The sequence below is a fragment of the Streptomyces roseofulvus genome, assembly GCF_039534915.1.
Lineage (GTDB): Bacteria > Actinomycetota > Actinomycetes > Streptomycetales > Streptomycetaceae > Streptomyces > Streptomyces roseofulvus.
In genome coordinates, this window is record NZ_BAAAWE010000001.1 from 5,452,982 (window position 1) to 5,471,126 (window position 18,145).

Sequence of the window (18,145 nt, forward strand, 5' to 3'; positions counted from 1 at the left end):
CAAGACCGTGACGCTGACGACCGCGGATCCCGTCACCGACGGGCCCGGCGCCGGGGCGCTCCTCGACCGCACGAGGACCGCCGTGGACCCCCAGATCCGCTCCACCGTGGAGACCCTGCCCGGCCAGGTGCGCCGGGTGGCGATGTACCACTTCGGCTGGGAGGACGCCGACGGCAGCCCCATCACGGGCCAGGCCGGCAAGGCGATCCGCCCCGCCCTGGTGCTCGCCGCCGCCCGCGCGCTGGGCGCCCGGGAGACCCAGGCCGTGAAGGCGGCCGCGGCCGTCGAGCTGGCCCACAACTTCACCCTGCTCCACGACGACATCGTCGACGAGGACCCGACCCGCCGTCACCGGCCCACCGCCTGGACCGTCTTCGGCGTCCCCGACGCCCTGATGGCCGGCGACGCCATGAACGCGCTCGCGCTCCGGCTGCTCGCCGAGGACCCGCACCCCGCCGCCGCGGCGGCCACCGCGCGCCTCGCCGCCTGCGTGATCGAGCTCTGCGCCGGCCAGCAGGCCGACTGCGCCTTCGAGTCGCGCGACCCCCGCGCGGTCTCCCTCGACGAGTGCCTGGCCATGGCCACCGCCAAGACCGGGGCCCTGCTGGGCTGTTCCTGCGCCCTCGGCGCGCTCTACGCGGGCGCGGGGGAGGAGGAGGTCGCGGCGCTCGACTCCTTCGGCCGCGAGGCCGGGCTCGCCTTCCAGCTGATCGACGACCTCATCGGCATCTGGGGCGACCCGGACCGCACCGGCAAGCCGGCCGGCGCCGACCTCGTCGCCCGCAAGAAGTCGCTGCCCGTGGTCGCGGCGCTCACCTCCGGCACCCCCGCCGGTGAGGAGCTGGCCGAGCTGTACGCCCGCGAGGTCCTGGACGAGCGCGCGGTGCGGGCCGCCGCCGACGCCGTGGAGCGGGCCGGCGGCCGGGACTGGGCGCAGGCCCAGGCCGCCGACCGGATGGGCCGGGCCGTCGAGCACCTGGCGCGGGCGGTGCCGGACCTCGCGGCGGCCGAGGACCTGCTGGCGCTCGCGGAGTTCGTGACCCGCAGGACCAGCTGAGGGCCGGGCCCCCCTTTCGGGGCGCGTGACATTCGGGGTTGCGCGACCACTACAGATGAAGCACTATGTCTGTCGTGGTCGCGCTCGCGGTCACGCCCCGAACAGAACAGGACCCGGTTTGCGCAAGCTCACCTACTTCGTCGCCTGCACGATCGACGGCTTCATCGGCGACCCGAAGGGCGACGCCACCTCCACGTACTCCTACGTCATGGGCGAGTACCTGGAGTTCCTCAAGACCGAGTACCCCGAGACCGTCGCCGCGCCCGCGTGGCCCGTCCTCGGCATCGAGCCCGGCACCCCCCACCGCCACTACGACACCGTGATCCAGGGCCTGGGCTCGTACCGGATCGGTCTGGACGCCGGCGTCACCAGCCCCTACGCCCACCTCCGCGAGTACGTCGCCACCCGCTCCCTCACCGAGTCGCCCGACCCGAACGTCGAGCTGATCGCCGACGACCTCGTCGGCCGCGTCCGGGAGCTCAAGGCCGAGGACGGCGGGCTCGGCATCTGGCTCTGCGGCGGCTCCACCATCGCCGGCGAGCTCATCGAGGAGATCGACGAGCTGGTCATCAAGACCTACCCGCAGGTCTACGGCTCCGGCATGCCGATGTTCGGCGCCGGCTTCGAGCCCCGTGACTTCGCGCTCGGCGCCGTCCGCGCCTTCGACAACGGCGTACTGGTCCGTACGTACACCAGGAAGCGGTAGCGGGCGGTCCGCGCCGGGGCGGCCTACCCTGGAGGCATGGGCGAGGAGACCCCCCGCACGCTGAGGGACCCGCTGGCCGCGCCGCCCTGCTCGGCCTGCGGACGCCCCCGCGCCACCGTCGCCACCCGGCACAAGGTCCTCGGGGCCTGGGTGCCGGAGTGGAAGGTGCAGCCGTGCCGCAACCCCGACTGCCCGCTCTTCGAGGCGCCCGCCCCGGACGGCGCGGAAGCCACCGAGGCGCCCGCCCCGGATGCCACGCAAGCCACCCAGGTGCCCGCCCCGGACGGCACGGAAGCCACTACCACGCAGGTCACCGGCAAGAACGGCGAGAACGGGAGAAGTCCGGCCCCTGGGTGACCGGCCGCGCGCCGGAGCCGGTCATACCGCTACAGTCCGCGCATGTCATCGGAGTCGACAGAAGTCTGGACCGGTTGGTACCGGGACCGCCGCGGTGCGGAAGCGATCGTCATCACGGCCGACGGCGGGCGGGTGACCGTCCGCGTCAGGGGAATCGAGTACACGGGCGCGAGCTTCGCCGCGCTCACTGCCGCCGGCGAGGGCGGGGAAGCCCTCACCGGCTGCGTGCTGGAGTGGGACCTGCCGCTTCCCGTCGTCACCGACGGCGCCGCCCAACAGGCCACGCTCAGCTGCCTGCTCACCCTCGGCGAGCGCGCCGACCTCAGCCTGACCCTGCACTACGGGGGCACCGCCTTCGAGGCGGTCGTCGCCGGCGGCGACTTCGAGGGCGCGCTGGCCCGGCTGCGCCGCCAGCTCCCCGACGGCGCCGACTTCGGCCGGCGGCTCCTGTCGGCCGTGTGACGACGGGGCCCGGCAGCCCCGTCGGTCCCGTCGGTCCCGTCCGCCCCGTCAGTCCTTGAAGGCGGAAGCGAGCCCGTAACGCCACAACTGGTCGACGCGGGCCCGCTCCTGGGCGTTCGGGGTGGCGTTCTGGCAGGACGTACCGGGACCGCCGCCCGACATCAGCTCGCTGCACGGACCGCTGTAGTGGTCCGGAAGGCCGAGCACGTGCCCGGTCTCGTGGGCGGTCACCCGGGTGGAGTTGTACTGCTGGTTCTGCCGGTAGTCGAGGAAGATGTAGCCGCTCCCGTGGCCGTCGGTGCTCGCGTACGAGCCCCGGGAGTCGTTCCCCTCGTAGTAGCGGAAGTCCGGGTTGCTGCCCTCGACGAGCCGCACGTTCACCACCGAGCTGTTCCATATCTGGGTGGAACGGGCGATCTGGGTGCGGAAGCTGGGGGCGTTGGCCGCGCTGTAGACGACCGTGACGGCCGCGGTGGCGCTCGGGTTCGCGGCCCGCTTCTTCGCCACCGACGTCATGACGGCGTCGAAGAACGCCTGGTTCGCCCGGGCCTCCTCGGCCGAACCGGCGTAGCCGGCATACGCCTTCGCGGCGGTGTCGGGCGCGGCGCCGGCCGGCGCCGCGGCACCGAGCGCGACCGCGAGACCGAGGCCGAGGGCGGCGGTCAGGGTACGGGTGAGGACCTTGGGGTGTCGCATGGGGGGCTCCTCCTGATCGGGGTCGGGAGAGAGTCTCGGGGCCCGCGAGCCCGCGGGGAAGAATGCCACTCCCCGATAACACGACCGCATCACCCCCTTACCTGTTCTCCAATTGACGTGATTTTCAGGGCAGTTGAGCGGATCCGGGCGTCTGGTGCGAGACCGGAACCCCGCCCTACGCTCGGTCCATGGAGCTGGAGGTGAGACACCTGCGCGCGCTCTGCGCCATCGCGGACACGGGCAGCCTGCACAAGGCGGCCCGGCAGCTCGGCATGAGCCAGCCCTCCCTGACCACCCAGCTGCGCCGCATCGAGAACGCGCTCGGCGCCGAGCTCTTCGCCCGGGGCCGTACCGGCTGCCGCCCCACCGCGCTCGGCCGCTCCGTCCTCACCCGCGCCCGGCCCCTCGTCGACGGCATGGCCGCGCTGGTCACCGAGACCCGCGCCGAGGCGGCCCGCGCCGACGGCCCCCGGCTCCGCGTCGGCTCCACCGCGAGCCGGGCCCTGCCGGGCTGGCTCCGGCGGCTGCGCGCCCGCTTCCCCGGCACCGACGTCGGGCTGCGCGTCGACGTCTCGGCGCGGACGCTGCTGCGCGAGGTGGCGGCCGGCCGCCTGGACGTGGCCTTCGTCCACGAGGTCGAGGGCAGCCCCCTGCGCGTCCCCGAGGGCCTGGAGCACCGCCTCCTCGTCGCCCGCGAGCCCCAGTTCGTCTCCCTCTCGCCGGCCCACCCCGCCGCCGCCCGTCCCGTGGTGGACCTCGCGGACCTGGCCCGCGACCACTGGATGGTCGACCCGGCCGTCGACGGCGAATGGGACGGGTTACGCCGCGTCCTGACGGCCGCCGGGATCGACCCGCCCCTCCTCCACGGCGACTACCACACGGCAGCCTCCCTCATCGCGCTCGGCGAGGCGGTGGCCCCCTGCCAGCCGACCTCGGTCCCCCGAGAGGACCTGGCGGTCCGCCCGCTCCGCGGCGACCCCCTCGCCGTCCGCCTCCTCCTCTACGCCCGCCCCACCACCCCCCTGACCCCCCTCCACGCCACCCTCGCCGAGGCCTACCGCGAAGCCGCCCACCGCGCACCCCCCTACCGCGCCTGGCTCCACGCCGGCGGCACGGCACCCCCCTGCCTCCCCGGCACGGACGGGGGGCGGGCCGGTCGTCAGTGAGGGGCGACGGGACCGCGGTAAGGGAGGGTCTGGCTGTAGACGACGCTCGTGGTGGTGCTGCCGAAGCCGGCGAGTTCGTCCATGAGGGTCTCCAGGTGTTCCATGGAGGTCGCGGTCCTGCGGCGGCACGCACTGCCGGGGTTCGCGCCCCGCATCGCCCTGCGCGTCACCGGCGCACCGGTCGCGGCCCCCGACCGGCCCGCCGGCGTCGGCACCCTCGACCAGATCCTCGACGATCTCGACCAGCTGCGCCTGCTGGGCGCGGACACGGTCGTCCTCGACCCCTACCACGGAGATCCGGAGGAGACCCGCCGGCCCGACGCGGCGTGGCGGGCGCTCACCCTCGTGGCCACCCACTGGAGCACTCGATCATGATCACCTCGGCCGAAGAGGCCCTGCTGCGGCGCGCCATCGGCATCGCCGCCCGGGCGGTCGCCCTGGGCGACGCGCCGTACGGTTCCCTCCTGGCCGGCCCGGACGGCGCCGTGCTCGCGGAGGCCCACAACACGGTCCGGCGGGACGACGACATCACCGCCCACCCCGAGCTGAAACTCGCCCGCTGGGCGGCCCGCGAACTCGACCCGGACACGGCCGCCCGCACCACCCTCTACACCAGCTGCCAGCCGTGCGGCATGTGCGACGGCGCCATCGCCCGCTCCGGCCTCGGCCGGGTCGTCTACGCCCTGTCGACCGAGCAACTCGTCGCGCTCAACCCCCCGTCGGGCGCCTGGCCGACGGTCCCGCACACCGGCCCGGCCCTCCCCGACGAGGCACGCACCCCCGTGGCGGCGTACTACCGGCCCACCCGATGACCCGACTCGTCCGCGCCCCTGACGCGGAAACGGCGACGGCCCGCGCCGGGGTGACCGGGCGGGCCGTTCCGTTCGTCCTCTGGCCTGCGGTGGGGCAGGGGGGAGAGGAGAGGGCCTGGGTCAGGCCTTCTTGGTCTCCCAGAAGATGCGGTCGATCTCGGCGATGAGCTCGAGGGCCTTCTCGCCGGTCTTCGGGTCGGTCGACGCCTTGGCGGCCGAGAGGGCCTTCAGGGTGTCGTTGACCAGCTGGTTGAGCTCGGGGTACTTCTCGAAGTGCGGGGCCTTGAAGTAGTCGCTCCACAGCACCGAGACGTGGTGCTTGGCGAGCTCCGCGCGCTGCTCCTTGATGACCGTGGCGCGGGCCCGGAAGTGCGGGTCCTCGTTCGCCTGGTACTTCTCCTGGACAGCCTTGACGGACTCGGCCTCGATGCGGGCCTGGGCCGGGTCGTACACGCCGCAGGGGAGGTCGCAGTGGGCGCTGACCTTGACCTTGGGGGCAAACAGGCGGGAGAGCATTGAGCCGTCCTTCCTCGTGATCGTCTTCTCAAGTGGGAGATTACTCGGTGAGAAGGGCGTTTTCGCGAGCGCCCCCTGGGGCTTAGGTCAAAAGTCCGGGGAACGGATCGGACTCGTGTACGAGTCGACGAGGGGAGCAGGAGTGGAGCGGGAGGCTACCGCGGCGGCCGAGGCGCCGTTCGGCATCGCCGAGGTGACGGGGGTGTCGATGGTGCCCACGCTGCTGCACGGTGACCGGCTGCTCGTGCGGTACGGCGCGCGGGTGGCGGTGGGGGAGGTGGTCGTGCTGCGTCATCCGCTCCAGCAGGATCTGCTGGTCGTGAAGCGGCTGGTCGAGCGACGGGACGCCGGATGGTGGGTGCTCGGGGACAATCCGGACGCCGAGGGGGACAGCCGGGTCTTCGGGGCCGTGCCGCCCGAGCTGGTGCTCGGGCGGGTGGTGGGCCGGTACCGGCCGTTGACGCCGGGGCGTCAGCGTTCGGCCGGGGTGGTGCTCTCGTGGCTCTTCTCGGCGGTGCGGCCGGTGAGGTCGACCCGTTCGGCCTCCAGGCGCTTGCGGGCGCGGTAGGCGGCCACGTTGGCCCGGGTGGCGCAGCGGTCGGAGCAGTAGCGCCGGGAGCGGTTGGTGGAGGTGTCGAGGTAGGCGTTGCGGCAGGGCGGGGCCTGGCAGAGGCCGAGCCGGTCGGCGCCGAACTCCGTCAGGTGGAAGGCGAGTCCCATGGCGGAGAGGGCCGCGTATCCGGCGGTCGCGTTGGACGCGTGGTCGGCGAGGTGCATGTGCCAGCGCGGCCGGCCCTCCTCGTCGAGGGTTTCGTGGCCGGAGATCTGCGGGCTGACCGGGAACTCCAGGAGCAGCGAGTTCAGCAGGTCGACCGCGCCGGTGTGGTCGCCCTCGTCGGCCGCGGTGAAGACGGCCCGCAGCCGGGTCCGGATGGCGCGGAACCGGGGCAGGTCGGCCTCGGTGACCCGGCGGGCCATCTGGGTGGCGGGGCCGAAGAGCTCCTTGAGCACCTCGACCGTGGTGAGGCCGTCCCTGCCGCGGGCCGGCTCCTCGGTGTTGACGAGGCGCACGGCGTAATCCGAGTAATAGGCCAGTTCCACTTGTAGTCCTTACGGCGGCGGGCTAGGGTCGGCGTCGAGGGGGTAACCGGTGTTTCCCCTCCGAGGGTATTACGTTCTCGGGTTTTCTGTGGCGACGACGACGGAGGATGCGGACATGGGCGACACCGACTGGGCGGGCTGGCAGCGGAGCTGGGACCGCCAGCAGGAGTGGTACATGCCGGACCGCGAGGAGCGGTTCCGCGTCATGCTGGACATGGTCGAGGCGCTGGTGGGGCCGGAGCCCCGCGTTCTCGACCTCGCCTGCGGTACGGGAAGTATCACGGACAGGCTCCTCCGGAGGTTCCCGGGCGCGGTCTCCACGGGCGTCGACCTCGACCCCGCGCTGCTCGCCATCGCCCGCGGCACCTTCGAGGGCGACGGGCGGGTCACCTTCGTGACGGCCGACCTCAAGGACCCGGAGTGGACGAAGGCGCTGCCGTACGACACGTATGACGCCGTTCTCACGGCCACGGCCCTGCACTGGCTCCACAGCGAGCCGCTGGCCGCCCTGTACGGGCAGGTCGCCGGGCTCGTCCGGGACGGCGGGGTCTTCATGAACGCCGACCACATGATCGACCCGGCCACCCCGCGGATCAACGCCGCCGAGCGGGCCCGCCGGCACGCCCGGATGGACGAGGAGAAGGCATCCGGGGTCCTCGACTGGGCCGAATGGTGGGCGCTCGCCGCGAAGGACCCGGTTCTCGCCGAGCCCACGGCCCGCCGCTTCGAGATCTACGGCGACCACGCCGACGGCGACATGCCCTCGGCCGGCTGGCACGCCGACACCCTGCGGGCGGCCGGCTTCGGCGAGGCCCGCCCGGTCTGGTGCTCGCCCTCGGACACCCTGCTGCTGGCCGTGAAGTAGGCCGGAGCGCGCGAGAGGGGCGGTACGGGCTTCCAGGCCCGTACCGCCCCTCTCCGTACGCCTTACAGCACCTTGGACAGGAACGCCTTCGTCCGGTCGTGCTGCGGGTTGGTCAGGACGTCGCGCGGGTGGCCGGACTCGACCACGACGCCGCCGTCCATGAAGACCAGCGAGTCGCCGACCTCCCGGGCGAAGCCCATCTCGTGGGTGACGACGATCATCGTCATGCCCGACTCGGCGAGGTCCCGCATGACGTCGAGGACGTCACCGACGAGCTCCGGGTCGAGCGCCGAGGTGGGCTCGTCGAAGAGCATCAGCTTGGGCTCCATCGCCAGCGCGCGGGCGATGGCGACGCGCTGCTGCTGGCCGCCGGAGAGCTGCGAGGGGTAGTTCCCCATCCGGTCCCGCAGGCCGACCCGGTCGAGCAGGCGCTCGGCCCGCTCGCGGGCGACCGCCTTGGACTCGCCCTTCACCTGGATCGGCGCCTCCATGACGTTGGCCAGGGCCGTCATGTGGGGGAACAGGTTGAAGCGCTGGAAGACCATGCCGATGTCCCGGCGCTGGGCCGCGACCTCGCTGTCCTTCAGCTCGTAGAGCTTGTCGCCCTTCTGGCGGTAGCCGACCAGCTGCCCGTCGACCGAGAGCCGGCCGCCGTCGATCCGCTCCAGGTGGTTGATGCACCGGAGGAAGGTCGACTTGCCGGAGCCGGACGGGCCGACGAGGCAGAACACCTCGCCGCTGCGGACCTCCAGGTCGATGCCGCGGAGGATGTGGGCGGCGCCGTAGGACTTGTGGACGCCCTCCGCCTTGACCATGAGCTCGCCGGTCATGCCGTCGCCTCCGGGGAACGCTTGAACGTGGTGAGGTTCGTCTTGACCCGCTGCCAGGGGGTGGGCGGCAGGTTACGGGTCGAGCCGCGGGCGAAACGGCGCTCCAGGTAGTACTGGCCGACGCTGAACACGCTGGTCAGCGCCAGGTACCAGATGGAGGCCACGAAGAGCATCTCCATCACGGCGCCGGCCGTGGAGCCGATGTTCGACGAGGCGCGGAGCAGCTCGGTGTACTGCACGGCCGAGACCAGCGACGAGGTCTTCAGCATGTTGATGAACTCGTTGCCCGTCGGCGGCACGATCACGCGCATCGCCTGCGGCAGCACGATCCGCCGCATGGTCTTCGTCTGGGACATGCCGAGCGCGTGCGCGGCCTCGGTCTGGCCCTCGTCGACCGACTGGATGCCGGCGCGGACGATCTCCGCCATGTACGCGCCCTCGTTCAGGCCGAGGCCCAGCAGGGCCACCATGAACGGGGTGAGGACCTGCGAGGTCTCGTCCTTGTAGATCGGTCCGAGGTTGATGTACTCGAAGATCAGGGCCAGGTTGAACCAGACGAGCAGCTGGACGTAGACCGGCGTGCCGCGGAAGAACCAGATGTAGAGCCAGGCGACGGCTCCGGTGACCGGGTTCTTCGACAGCCGCATCACGGCGAAGAGGATGCCCAGGACGAGGCCCAGCGCCATCGAGGTGACGCTGATGAGGACCGTCTTCCAGAGACCGGAGAGGACGGACGGGTCGAACAGCTTGTCTCCGACCGTCGCCCAGATGATGTTGCCCTGGGAGAAGGCGTAGACGAGCCAGCCGAGGAGGGCCACGACCACGACGCCGCTGACCCAGCGGCCGTAGTGCCGGACCGGCACGGCCTTGATCGCCTCGTACGGCGTGCCCGAGGGGCCGGACCCGGCCGGAGCGGCGGCCGGGTCCTTGCTGATCTTGTCAGTCATCACGACTGCCCTTCAGTGGTGCGAGGGGGGAGCGGGCGGGTCACTTGCCGGCGTTGATGGTGGCCGACTTGACCGCGCTGCCCTCGACGTCCCACTTCTTCAGGGCCTCGGCGTAGCTGCCGTCCTTGATGCTGGCGTCGAGCGCCTCCTTGATGGCGTCGCGCAGCTGGGTGTTGTCCTTGGAGACGGCGATGCCCATGAGGCCGACGTCCGTCTGGTTGCCGACGACCTCGAAGTCCTTGCCGCCGCCGGAGGTCTTCGCGATGTACGCGGCGACCGGGTAGTCGTTCAGGTCGGCGACCGCGCCGCCGGCCTTCACGCGGGTCTGGGCCTCGGCGTCGGTGTCGAACGCCTGGATCGTGAGCTTGTTCGAGCCGCACTTCGTGGCCTGGGCCTTGAAGGTGTCCTCGTAGATCGTGCCGCGCTGGACGGCGACGGTCTTGCCGCAGAGGTCGTCGAGCGAGTTCACGCCCTGCGGGTTGCCCTTCTTGACCAGCAGGGAGACGCCGGAGGAGAAGTAGTCGACGAAGTCGACGCCCTTGCCGATCTTCTTCCCGTTGTCGTCCAGGCCCTCCTGGCGCTTCTTGTTGTCCGTCATGGAGGACATGACGATGTCCTGGCGGCCGGTCTCCAGGGAGGTGATCAGGCCGTCGAAGGTGCCCGAGGTGAACTCGAACTTCACGCCGAGCTGCTTGGAGAGGGCGGCGGCGATGTCGGGGTCGACACCGACGATCTTGCCGTCCTGGGTGAACTCCATCGGGGCGTAGGAGGCGTCCGTGCCGACCTTGATGACGCCGGCCTTCTGGATGTCGGCGGGCAGCTTGGAGAAGAGCGGGGCGGAGTTGGCGGTGGTGCCGCCCTCCTTCGTGGAGCCGCCGTCGGTCTGGTCACCGCAGGCGGTCAGCAGCACGGAGCCGGCGACCGCGATGGCGGCGACCGCGGCAAGACGGGACGTGCGGGTCTTGGCAGCGGTCGTACAGCGCGTGGAGCGTGCGGTCATGGTCGGGATCCTCCGGCGTATGAGGGAGTTGCCATAGGCGTTGCCAATGGTCGCGTACGCATCTTCGAGTGTCGCGACCTCGTGTGATTACGGCATCTTGCCATTCGGACCGCCTCAAACCGACGGCCCCGGATGTCAAAATCGGATAACGGGTCGCGCCCGAACCCCGACAGGCCGGTACATCAAGGCCGGATCTTCTTTCGCACCCTTCCCGTTTCACCGAAGAATCTGCGGTGGATCTCGCCATTCGGACGGCACGAACAGAGCCAAACGGGCGCTGCCGGCATGTTTCCTGATAACGGGTGACGAGTCGTTCTCCGTCCGCGTCCGGCAGCGGTACGTATGAGTCGTGTCACCGAGGGGATACGGACTCGTCTGCGGGACCCCATGTCCGGTAAGAAGGATCCTTACACCCCTCATCCGGGGCTCAGGGCGCGTTGTGCGGCGCGCCCGCGCGGCTGCCCGACACGGCGGCCGCGGGACCCGCCCACCGCTCCACACCAGGAGCGGCAACCCTCGACAACAGACATAAGGGGTTTCACCCACATGGCAGCGGAGATCGTCAATCCTCGCAGCGAGAGCACGACGGAAGGAGCTCCCGAGGAGCCCTTCGACCCGGCTTTCGCCCTCCACCGCGGCGGCAAGATGGCCATCCAGGCCACCGTGCCCGTCCGCAACAAGGACGACCTGTCCCTCGCGTACACCCCCGGCGTCGCCAAGGTGTGCACCGCCATCGCCGAGCAGCCCGAGCTGGTCCACGACTACACGTGGAAGTCCCAGGTCGTCGCCGTCGTCACCGACGGCACCGCGGTGCTCGGCCTCGGCGACATCGGCCCGGAGGCCTCCCTCCCGGTGATGGAGGGCAAGGCGATCCTCTTCAAGCAGTTCGGCGGCGTGGACGCCGTCCCGATCGCCCTCGCGACCACCGACACCGACGAGATCGTCGACACCGTCGTCCGGCTCGCCCCGTCCTTCGGCGGCGTGAACCTGGAGGACATCTCGGCGCCGCGGTGCTTCGAGATTGAGCGCAAGCTCCAGGAGCGCCTCGACATCCCGGTCTTCCACGACGACCAGCACGGCACCGCCATCGTCACCCTCGCCGCCCTGCGGAACGCGGCGAAGCTGACCGGCCGGACCCTCGGCGACCTGCGCGCCGTCATCTCCGGCGCGGGCGCGGCCGGCGTGGCCATCGCCAAGTTCCTGCTGTCGGCCGGCATCGGGGACGTCTGCGTCGCCGACCGCAAGGGCGTCGTCAGCAGCGACCGCGAGGACCTCACCGACGTCAAGCGCGAGATCGCCGGGCTCACCAACAAGGCCGGCCTCTCCGGCTCCCTGGAGACCGCCCTCGCCGGCGCCGACGTCTTCATCGGTGTCTCCGGCGGAACGGTCCCCGAGGCGGCCGTCGCCTCCATGGCCAAGGACGCCTTCGTCTTCGCCATGGCCAACCCGAACCCCGAGGTGCACCCCGACGTCGCGCACAAGTACGCGGCGGTCGTGGCCACCGGCCGTTCGGACTACCCCAACCAGATCAACAACGTCCTCGCGTTCCCCGGCATCTTCGCCGGCGCGCTCCAGGTCCGGGCCTCCCGGATCACCGAGGGCATGAAGATCGCCGCCGCCGACGCCATCGCCGGTGTCGTCGGTGACGCGCTCGCCGCCGACTGCGTCATCCCGTCGCCGTTCGACGACCGGGTCGCCCCGGCCGTCGCGGCCGCGGTCGCCGCCGCCGCGCGCGCCGAGGGCGTCGCCCGCCGCTGACACCCGTCGCGGAAGCCCCTGAGAGGGCCCCGCCCGGTCCGCCGCATCGGACCGGGCGGGGCCCTCTCGCTGTCGCCGTGCCGGCATCCCGCTGCAGCGTGTCCGGACCGGCGCCCTGGAGGACGCGGCGACGGTGGTCCGGCGACGGTGGTCCGGCGAGGGGACGCGCGAGGGGACGCGCGTCACACCGGTGTGTGGTTCCGCGCGATCGCCGCGGCCGCCTAGGGTCGGGGCCATGTTCGCTGCCTACGCTGCCCGAATCGACCGCGACCAGCCCCTGAACGGCCTCGAGTTGGGCGAACGCCCCGAGCCCGTGGAGCGCCCCGGCTGGACCACCGTCACCGTCAAGGCGGCCTCGCTCAACCACCACGACCTGTGGTCGCTGCGCGGGGTCGGACTGCCCGAGGAGAAGCTGCCGATGATCCTCGGCTGCGACGCCGCCGGGATCGACGAGGACGGCAACGAGGTCGTCCTGCACTCCGTCATCGGCCAGACCGGCCACGGCGTCGGGCCGGACGAGCCCCGCTCCATCCTCACCGAGCGCTACCAGGGCACCTTCGCCGAGCGCGTCACCGTCCCCCGCTGGAACGTGCTGCGCAAGCCGAAGGAGCTGTCCTTCGCCGAGGCCGCCTGCCTCCCCACCGCCTGGCTGACCGCCTACCGGATGCTCTTCACCAACGCCGGTGTCCGCCCCGGCGACTCGATCCTCGTCCAGGGCGCCGGCGGCGGCGTCGCGACCGCCGCGATCGTCCTCGGCAGGGCCGCCGGGCTGCGGGTCTTCGCGACCAGCCGGGACGAGGCCAAGCGGAAGCGGGCCGTGGAGCTCGGCGCCGTCGAGGCGTACGAGCCCGGCGCCCGGCTGCCGCAGCGGGTGGACGCCGTCATCGAGACCGTCGGCGCCGCCACCTGGTCCCACTCGGTCAAGTCCCTGCGCCCCGGCGGCACCCTGGTGATCTCCGGGGCCACCAGCGGCGACCGGCCCTCGCACGCCGAACTGACCCGGATCTTCTTCCTGGAGCTGAAGGTGGTCGGCTCCACCATGGGCTCCAAGGACGAGCTGGAGGACCTGCTCTCCTTCTGCGCGGCCACCGGCGTCCGTCCGGTGATCGACGAGGTGCTGCCGCTGGACCGGGCCCGCGAGGGCTTCGAGAAGATGGCCGCCGGCGACCTCTTCGGAAAGATCGTGCTGACGACCTCTTGATACGGGTCGGTCGACCTGATGGGATCTCCGGCACGTGAAACGTGAACAACGCTCACTTCCTCGTGCCGGAGGTCCTCCGTGTTCCGCTTGTCGCGCACCACTCTCGTGGCGGTCGCCGTCGCCGCCTCCCTCCTCGCCACGCTCGCCCCCACCGCCTCCGCCACCGCCGCGCGCGCGGAGCCCGCGCCCGGTCCGGAGACCGGCGGCGACGGGATCCCCGACCTCACCGACTCCCGGGGCCGCGTCCTCACGCTGCGCGGCTGGAACGTCGGGGACAAGGCGCACAGCGGCGACGCCGCCCTCTCCGCCGTCACCGAGAAGCACTTCCGGGACATGCGGGCGAAGGGGTTCAACACCGCCCGGCTACTGGTCTTCTGGGACGATCTGGAGCCCCGCCCGGGGCAGTACAGCCACCGCTACCTCCGCAAGATCGAACAGGTCCTGGACTGGGCGGCCGCGCACGACGTCAAGGTCGTCCTCGACGCCCACCAGGACGTCTTCGGCCCCGCCTTCGACCACCGGGGCATCCCCGCCTGGGCCACCAGGACCGACGGACTTCCCTTCACCCCGCGCCCCGACGACTGGTTCTCCGAGTACTTCGAGCCGGCCGTCCAGCGCGCCTTCACCCACCTCTACGAGGACGAGGACCTCCGGCAGGCCCAGGCCCGCATGTGGCGGGTGCTCGCCGACCGCTTCGAGGACCACCCGGCCGTGCTCGGCTACGACCTGATCAACGAACCGATGGGCGAACTGCGCGAGGGCGAGGACCTGGCGACGGCCGCCCGGCGCATCGAACGGGACCAGATCACCCCGATGTACAACCGGATCGCGGACGCGATCCGCTCGGTCGACCAGGACTCCTGGCTCTTCGTCGAACCGACCCCGATCGTGGGCGAGGGCGTGCCGACCGGGCTCGGGCGGATCGACGACCCGAAGGTCGTCTACGCCCCGCACTTCTACAACAGCACCATGGAGGCGGGCGGCGACTACGACCCCTCGGCCCGCTGGATCGAGAACTACGAGGCGGCGATCACCCTCTACCCCAAGGAGTACAAGGTCCCCGTGGTGGTGGGGGAGTGGGGGCCGCTCAACAACTCCGCCCCGAACATGAACCGCTTCTACCGGGAGGCCATGGCCTCCCTCGGCCGCTACGGCTCCGGCTGGACCGGCTGGGAGTGGTGCTACGGCGGCGGCTACTGCGCCGTCGACTCCACCGGCGCCTTCCGCACCAACAAGGAGCTGACCGCCGAGCCCTACGCGGAGGCCGTCGCCGGCCGGGTGGACTCCGCCGCGTACGACCCGGCGGCCGGCGTCTACCGCCTGGAGTACCGGGCCGCCGGGCCGCGCGGCTCCCGCGTCACCGAGCTGGCGCTGCCGCCCGGCGAGTGGAAGACCACGGCCCGCGGGGCCCTCGTCCTGCGCGACCGCGACCGGGGCCGGGTCCGCGTGCTCGCCGCTCCGGGCGCCCGGGTCACCGTCACCGTCACCCGGGCCGCGCCACGCTCCTGACCCGGCGTCGGGCGCCGCTCAGACGCCCGAGCGGCGGTGGAGCATCCCGGTGATCCGGGTCGCGGCCGTGACCAGATGGTCGCGGGCCTCCGCGAGCTGGGAGTCCGTCACCCCGTGGTCGCGGGCCGCGTCCCGGATCTCGTCCCGGAACCGGTCGAGCAGCCGGTCCAGGTCCCGGTCCGGCTGCCCCGACCCGGACGACTCCCGCGCCCACGCGGGCGTCTCCGCCGCCGCGCCCGCGCCCGCGCCCGCGCCGGCCGTCGTGCCTGTCGTGTCGGCCGTGCCCGCCGTGCCCGCCGTGCCCGTCTCCGGGTCGGCCCACGGCCTGTCCGGGGCCCCGGCCCGGGCCCTGGTGTGGTGGCCCTGCACGAGGTCGCCCAGCTGCGCGGTGATCCCCGAGAGGCCTTCCCAGACGGCCTGCGGCCACTCGCCCTTGGCGAACCGGTTCTGGACCTCGTCCTGCACCTGCTGGGCGATCCGCTGGAACTCCTTGGCCTGGAGCTTCGCCGAGCGGGCCTCCTCCTTCGCCTGCCGGGTCTGCTCCTTCCACTCCCGGGTGGCCTTGCGCAACTCCTCCTTGGCGTCGGAGAAGGCGCCGCCCTCCGCCGTCCGGGTCCGGCTCGCCGCCGCGCGCATCTCGCTGCGCACCCGGCCCGCCGCGCCCCGCACGTCCTCGCGGATCTCGGCGGCCAGCTCGGCGACCGAGTCGCGGATCTCCCGCTCCAGGGCGTCGAGTTCTCCCTCCCGGCCGGCCAGCTCGGTGCGGCCCGCGTCGGTGAGCGCGTACACCTTCCGGCCACCCTCGCTGGTGTGGGTGACCAGGCCCTCGGCCTCCAGCTTGGCGAGCCGGGGGTAGACCGTGCCGGCGGAAGGCGCGTACAGCCCCTGGAAGCGCTCCTCCAGGAGCCGGATCACCTCGTAGCCGTGCCGGGGCGCCTCGTCGAGCAGCTTGAGCAGGTAGAGACGGAGTCGGCCGTGGGCGAAGACGGGGGGCATGTCAGAGCACCTTTCCGGACGCGGGGGCGGTGGGCGTGGACTCCGGGTCCTCGCCGGACTCCGGGCGGCGGAGCAGGGCGATCGCGCCGGAGACCGTGGTCGCCTTGAGCGCGCCGCTGCCGGCGCCGAGCGTGCCGGTGAGGGACCGGGTGCCCCAGTCGCCGGCCACCCGCAGGTCGTCGAAGGCGTTGGAGAGGGAGCCGCTGGTGGTGCTTGCCTCGACCCGGGCGTCCGCCGGGTGCGGCAGCCGGATGGCGATCTCGCCGGAGACGCTGCTGAGCCGGATGTCGGCCGGCGGGGCACCGGCCGGAGCCGGGTCCAGGTCCAGGACCATGTCCCCGCTGACGGTCTCCGCCCGTACCGCAGAGCCGGAGCCCTCGATCACCGTCACGTCACCGGTCACCGAGCTCACCCGCAGCGCGCCGGTCACCGACTGGGCCTCCAGGGCGCCCGAGACGCTCTCGGCGCGTACCGGGCCGGAGAGCCCCACGAGCGTCGTGGCACCGGTCACCCCGCGCACCTCGGTGCGGCCCCGCAGACCGGAGACCACCGTGTCCGCCGTGACCGCGCCCACCTCGACCTCGGCGCCGGCCGGGACGGCGACGGAGACGACCGCCCGCCGCCGGTGGGCCTTGGTGTCGAGCCACTTGAGGATGCCCTTCCAGTGCAGGTCCTCGTAGGTGACGGTGAGGGTGGACCCGTCCTGGGTGACGATCAGCGGCGGGCCCTCGATCTCCGAGACCTCCACCCGGGCCGTGCTCCCGTCGGTGCCCACCACGTTCACCGCCCCGCCCACGACGCGGATGCGCAGCCGCGTCACGGGACCGTCGGGCGCCAGTTTCACCGGCTCGGTGACGGACCACTCGGTCATGGTGCGGACCTCCCGTTTCCTCGAACGTTCCTCGAAGCATTCCTGCAAGCCGACGCAACATATCGCGACTTCGAGACTCACGATATATCGCGGTGTGACGGAGTCAACCCTGATTCATCCCTGACAGGGTCGGAGCAAACACCTCGGTACACGGACAAACTGGCCTAGCGTAGGGCCCATGAACGCGACATCCGGACCGAGCCCCGCCGGGGCGCTGCTGCTGTGCCGAGCCGACCCCACGGCGGTCCGGCCGCCCGCCCAGCTCCTGCGGGAGCGGCTGCTCCTCGCCCCCGCCGGAGCCGACTGGAGCGTCCTCGTACCGGAGGGAAAGCCCTGGCAGGACGGCGGGGAGCCGGTCGAGCGGGTCGTCACCGGCTGGGCCACCGCCCTCGCCGTCTCCGCCGCCACCTGGCCGGTCCTCGCGCTCTGGTGGGACCGGGACCGCGCCGGGATCACCCTCGCCGCCGGCTTCCGTCGCACCGTCGGCTACACCTGGCTCGCGGACGGCACCCCGGTCGGCGAGGACGAGGCCATGCGCACCTTCGCCGACCGCCTCGGCCTCGACCCCGTCCTCGACGTCCAGGCCCTGGAGCCGCTCACCCTCCCCGACCCGGAGGCCGACGCCCGTACCCGTCTGGTCGGCCTCGTCGCCGTCCTCGCCCGCACCGGCCTCGACCTGCCCGCCGGCGTCGACCCCGGCGACGCCCCCGACCGGCTCCGCGAGGCGGCCCTCGCCGACGGCGCCGAGCAGCTGGAGTGGCCCGGATGGCGGGGAGCCGTCCTCGACGAGCTCGACGCCGTGGAGGAGGGCCCCCTCGGCCCGTACGTCCGCGGCCCCCGCGCGCGCCTCCTGGGCGGCGCCCAGCTCGCCGTGGGCGTGCCGCTGCTCCTGTGGGGGCTCAGGCGGCGCTCCGGCGGCTGGACCGCCGCAGGAGCCGTCCTCGTCGCCCACGGCGCCCTCGGCCTCGCCTACGACCGGCTGCGCGAGCACTGACCCGCGCCGAACGACGGAAGGCCCCTTCCCCCGCGCGGGGGAAGGGGCCTTCCGGCAGGTGTGTGCCTACTCGTCGTCGTCCTCGTCGTCGAGACGGGCCAGCCAGGTCGCGAGGCGCTCGACCGGCACCTCGAAGTCGGGGTTGAGATCGACGAAGGTCCGCAGCTGCTCGGCGAGCCACTCGAAGGTGACCTCCTCCTCGCCGCGCCGCTTCTCCAGTTCCTCGATGCCACGGTCGGTGAAGTACATGCGTTCCAGGATAGGCCCGCCCGGACAGGCCGGAGGCCCGGCACCCCAGGTG

Annotated in this window: 21 protein-coding genes and 2 pseudogenes; 13 read left to right on the forward strand and 10 right to left on the reverse strand. The window is 72.4% G+C overall.

Annotation, left to right across the window (positions count from 1 at the left end):
- Positions 1-7: 7 nt before the first annotated feature.
- The 4 genes from ABFY03_RS25385 (at position 8) to ABFY03_RS25400 (ending at position 2,582) form a co-directional block, all read left to right on the forward strand.
- Complete coding sequence (locus ABFY03_RS25385; protein WP_346170915.1) at positions 8-1,057, forward strand: family 2 encapsulin nanocompartment cargo protein polyprenyl transferase; 1,050 nt, start codon at positions 8-10, stop codon at positions 1,055-1,057.
- A gap of 118 nt (positions 1,058-1,175) precedes the next feature.
- On the forward strand, positions 1,176-1,763 hold the full coding sequence (locus tag ABFY03_RS25390) for a dihydrofolate reductase family protein (RefSeq protein WP_346170916.1): 588 nt from the start codon (positions 1,176-1,178) through the stop codon (positions 1,761-1,763).
- Positions 1,764-1,799: 36 nt separating this feature from the next.
- Complete coding sequence (locus ABFY03_RS25395) at positions 1,800-2,120, forward strand: hypothetical protein (RefSeq protein ID WP_346170917.1); 321 nt, start codon at positions 1,800-1,802, stop codon at positions 2,118-2,120.
- 42 nt (positions 2,121-2,162) lie between these two features.
- Positions 2,163-2,582, forward strand: a complete 420-nt coding sequence (locus ABFY03_RS25400) for a DUF6304 family protein (RefSeq protein ID WP_319009625.1) — start codon at positions 2,163-2,165, stop codon at positions 2,580-2,582.
- A gap of 48 nt (positions 2,583-2,630) precedes the next feature.
- Here the strand turns inward: ABFY03_RS25400 and snpA are convergent, their stop codons facing one another.
- Positions 2,631-3,278: a snapalysin gene (gene snpA, locus ABFY03_RS25405; protein ID WP_319009624.1), complete on the reverse strand. Its 648-nt coding sequence runs from the start codon at positions 3,276-3,278 to the stop codon at positions 2,631-2,633.
- Positions 3,279-3,466: 188 nt separating this feature from the next.
- Between snpA and ABFY03_RS25410 the strand changes: the two genes are divergently transcribed.
- The gene (locus ABFY03_RS25410; RefSeq protein WP_346170918.1) at positions 3,467-4,444 is read left to right on the forward strand and encodes a LysR family transcriptional regulator; all 978 of its coding nucleotides are present in this window, start codon (positions 3,467-3,469) and stop codon (positions 4,442-4,444) included.
- On the opposite strand, the pseudogene ABFY03_RS25415 reads toward ABFY03_RS25410, so the two are convergent.
- A pseudogene (locus ABFY03_RS25415) lies at positions 4,438-4,557 on the reverse strand (Lrp/AsnC family transcriptional regulator); the annotation flags it as partial. The gene ABFY03_RS25410 and the pseudogene ABFY03_RS25415 sit on opposite strands and share 7 nt — an antisense overlap.
- Here ABFY03_RS25415 and ABFY03_RS25420 point away from each other — a divergent pair.
- Together ABFY03_RS25420 and ABFY03_RS25425 are read left to right on the forward strand one after the other, a co-directional pair.
- Positions 4,556-4,819: pseudogene (locus tag ABFY03_RS25420) on the forward strand (LLM class F420-dependent oxidoreductase); the annotation flags it as partial. The pseudogenes ABFY03_RS25415 and ABFY03_RS25420 sit on opposite strands and share 2 nt — an antisense overlap.
- On the forward strand, positions 4,816-5,256 hold the full coding sequence (locus ABFY03_RS25425) for a nucleoside deaminase (protein WP_346170919.1): 441 nt from the start codon (positions 4,816-4,818) through the stop codon (positions 5,254-5,256). The pseudogene ABFY03_RS25420 and the gene ABFY03_RS25425, both read left to right, overlap by 4 nt.
- Before the next feature lie 120 nt (positions 5,257-5,376).
- Here the strand turns inward: ABFY03_RS25425 and sodN are convergent, their stop codons facing one another.
- Positions 5,377-5,772 (reverse strand): superoxide dismutase, Ni, encoded by a 396-nt coding sequence (gene sodN / locus ABFY03_RS25430; protein WP_030207400.1) that lies wholly within the window; start codon positions 5,770-5,772, stop codon positions 5,377-5,379.
- Positions 5,773-5,914: 142 nt separating this feature from the next.
- Here sodN and sodX point away from each other — a divergent pair, with 142 nt between their 5' ends.
- Complete coding sequence (gene sodX / locus ABFY03_RS25435) at positions 5,915-6,340, forward strand: nickel-type superoxide dismutase maturation protease (protein WP_346170920.1); 426 nt, start codon at positions 5,915-5,917, stop codon at positions 6,338-6,340.
- Here sodX and ABFY03_RS25440 read toward each other — a convergent pair.
- On the reverse strand, positions 6,244-6,873 hold the full coding sequence (locus tag ABFY03_RS25440) for a CGNR zinc finger domain-containing protein (RefSeq protein ID WP_319009618.1): 630 nt from the start codon (positions 6,871-6,873) through the stop codon (positions 6,244-6,246). The genes sodX and ABFY03_RS25440 overlap by 97 nt on opposite strands.
- A gap of 115 nt (positions 6,874-6,988) precedes the next feature.
- On the opposite strand from ABFY03_RS25440, the gene ABFY03_RS25445 reads away from it, so the two are divergent.
- Positions 6,989-7,738 carry a class I SAM-dependent methyltransferase gene (locus ABFY03_RS25445; protein ID WP_319009617.1) on the forward strand — a complete coding sequence of 250 codons (750 nt, stop codon included), beginning with the start codon at positions 6,989-6,991 and terminating at the stop codon, positions 7,736-7,738.
- A 62-nt stretch (positions 7,739-7,800) separates the two neighbouring features.
- Here ABFY03_RS25445 and ABFY03_RS25450 read toward each other — a convergent pair whose 3' ends face one another.
- Genes ABFY03_RS25450 through ABFY03_RS25460 form a run of 3 tightly spaced genes read right to left on the reverse strand, consistent with a single transcriptional unit; the run spans position 7,801 to position 10,515 of the window.
- Positions 7,801-8,568 (reverse strand): amino acid ABC transporter ATP-binding protein, encoded by a 768-nt coding sequence (locus ABFY03_RS25450; protein WP_031014262.1) that lies wholly within the window; start codon positions 8,566-8,568, stop codon positions 7,801-7,803.
- The gene (locus ABFY03_RS25455; protein WP_319009615.1) at positions 8,565-9,515 is read right to left on the reverse strand and encodes an amino acid ABC transporter permease; all 951 of its coding nucleotides are present in this window, start codon (positions 9,513-9,515) and stop codon (positions 8,565-8,567) included. Before ABFY03_RS25455 ends, ABFY03_RS25450 begins: the two co-directional genes overlap by 4 nt.
- A gap of 40 nt (positions 9,516-9,555) precedes the next feature.
- On the reverse strand, positions 9,556-10,515 hold the full coding sequence (locus ABFY03_RS25460) for an ABC transporter substrate-binding protein (RefSeq protein WP_319009614.1): 960 nt from the start codon (positions 10,513-10,515) through the stop codon (positions 9,556-9,558).
- 546 nt (positions 10,516-11,061) lie between these two features.
- Here ABFY03_RS25460 and ABFY03_RS25465 point away from each other — a divergent pair.
- The 3 genes from ABFY03_RS25465 (at position 11,062) to ABFY03_RS25475 (ending at position 14,983) form a co-directional block, all read left to right on the forward strand.
- Positions 11,062-12,273 (forward strand): NAD(P)-dependent malic enzyme, encoded by a 1,212-nt coding sequence (locus ABFY03_RS25465; protein WP_319009613.1) that lies wholly within the window; start codon positions 11,062-11,064, stop codon positions 12,271-12,273.
- Between the two features lie 235 nt (positions 12,274-12,508).
- Positions 12,509-13,474, forward strand: coding sequence for a zinc-binding dehydrogenase (locus ABFY03_RS25470; protein ID WP_319009612.1), 966 nt, complete (start codon positions 12,509-12,511; stop codon positions 13,472-13,474).
- A gap of 87 nt (positions 13,475-13,561) precedes the next feature.
- Positions 13,562-14,983, forward strand: a complete 1,422-nt coding sequence (locus tag ABFY03_RS25475; protein WP_346170921.1) for a cellulase family glycosylhydrolase — start codon at positions 13,562-13,564, stop codon at positions 14,981-14,983.
- An 18-nt stretch (positions 14,984-15,001) separates the two neighbouring features.
- On the opposite strand, the gene ABFY03_RS25480 is transcribed toward ABFY03_RS25475, so the two are convergent.
- Entirely contained in the window at positions 15,002-15,979 is a 978-nt protein-coding gene (locus ABFY03_RS25480) for a helix-turn-helix transcriptional regulator (RefSeq protein ID WP_346170922.1), read from the reverse strand.
- A gap of 1 nt (position 15,980) precedes the next feature.
- Entirely contained in the window at positions 15,981-16,850 is an 870-nt protein-coding gene (locus ABFY03_RS25485) for a DUF4097 family beta strand repeat-containing protein (RefSeq protein ID WP_346170923.1), read from the reverse strand.
- 178 nt (positions 16,851-17,028) lie between these two features.
- Between ABFY03_RS25485 and ABFY03_RS25490 the strand changes: the two genes are divergently transcribed.
- Positions 17,029-17,844: a hypothetical protein gene (locus ABFY03_RS25490; protein ID WP_346170924.1), complete on the forward strand. Its 816-nt coding sequence runs from the start codon at positions 17,029-17,031 to the stop codon at positions 17,842-17,844.
- A 66-nt stretch (positions 17,845-17,910) separates the two neighbouring features.
- On the opposite strand, the gene ABFY03_RS25495 is transcribed toward ABFY03_RS25490, so the two are convergent.
- On the reverse strand, positions 17,911-18,093 hold the full coding sequence (locus ABFY03_RS25495) for a DUF6104 family protein (RefSeq protein WP_019075209.1): 183 nt from the start codon (positions 18,091-18,093) through the stop codon (positions 17,911-17,913).
- Between the last annotated feature and the right edge of the window lie 52 nt (positions 18,094-18,145).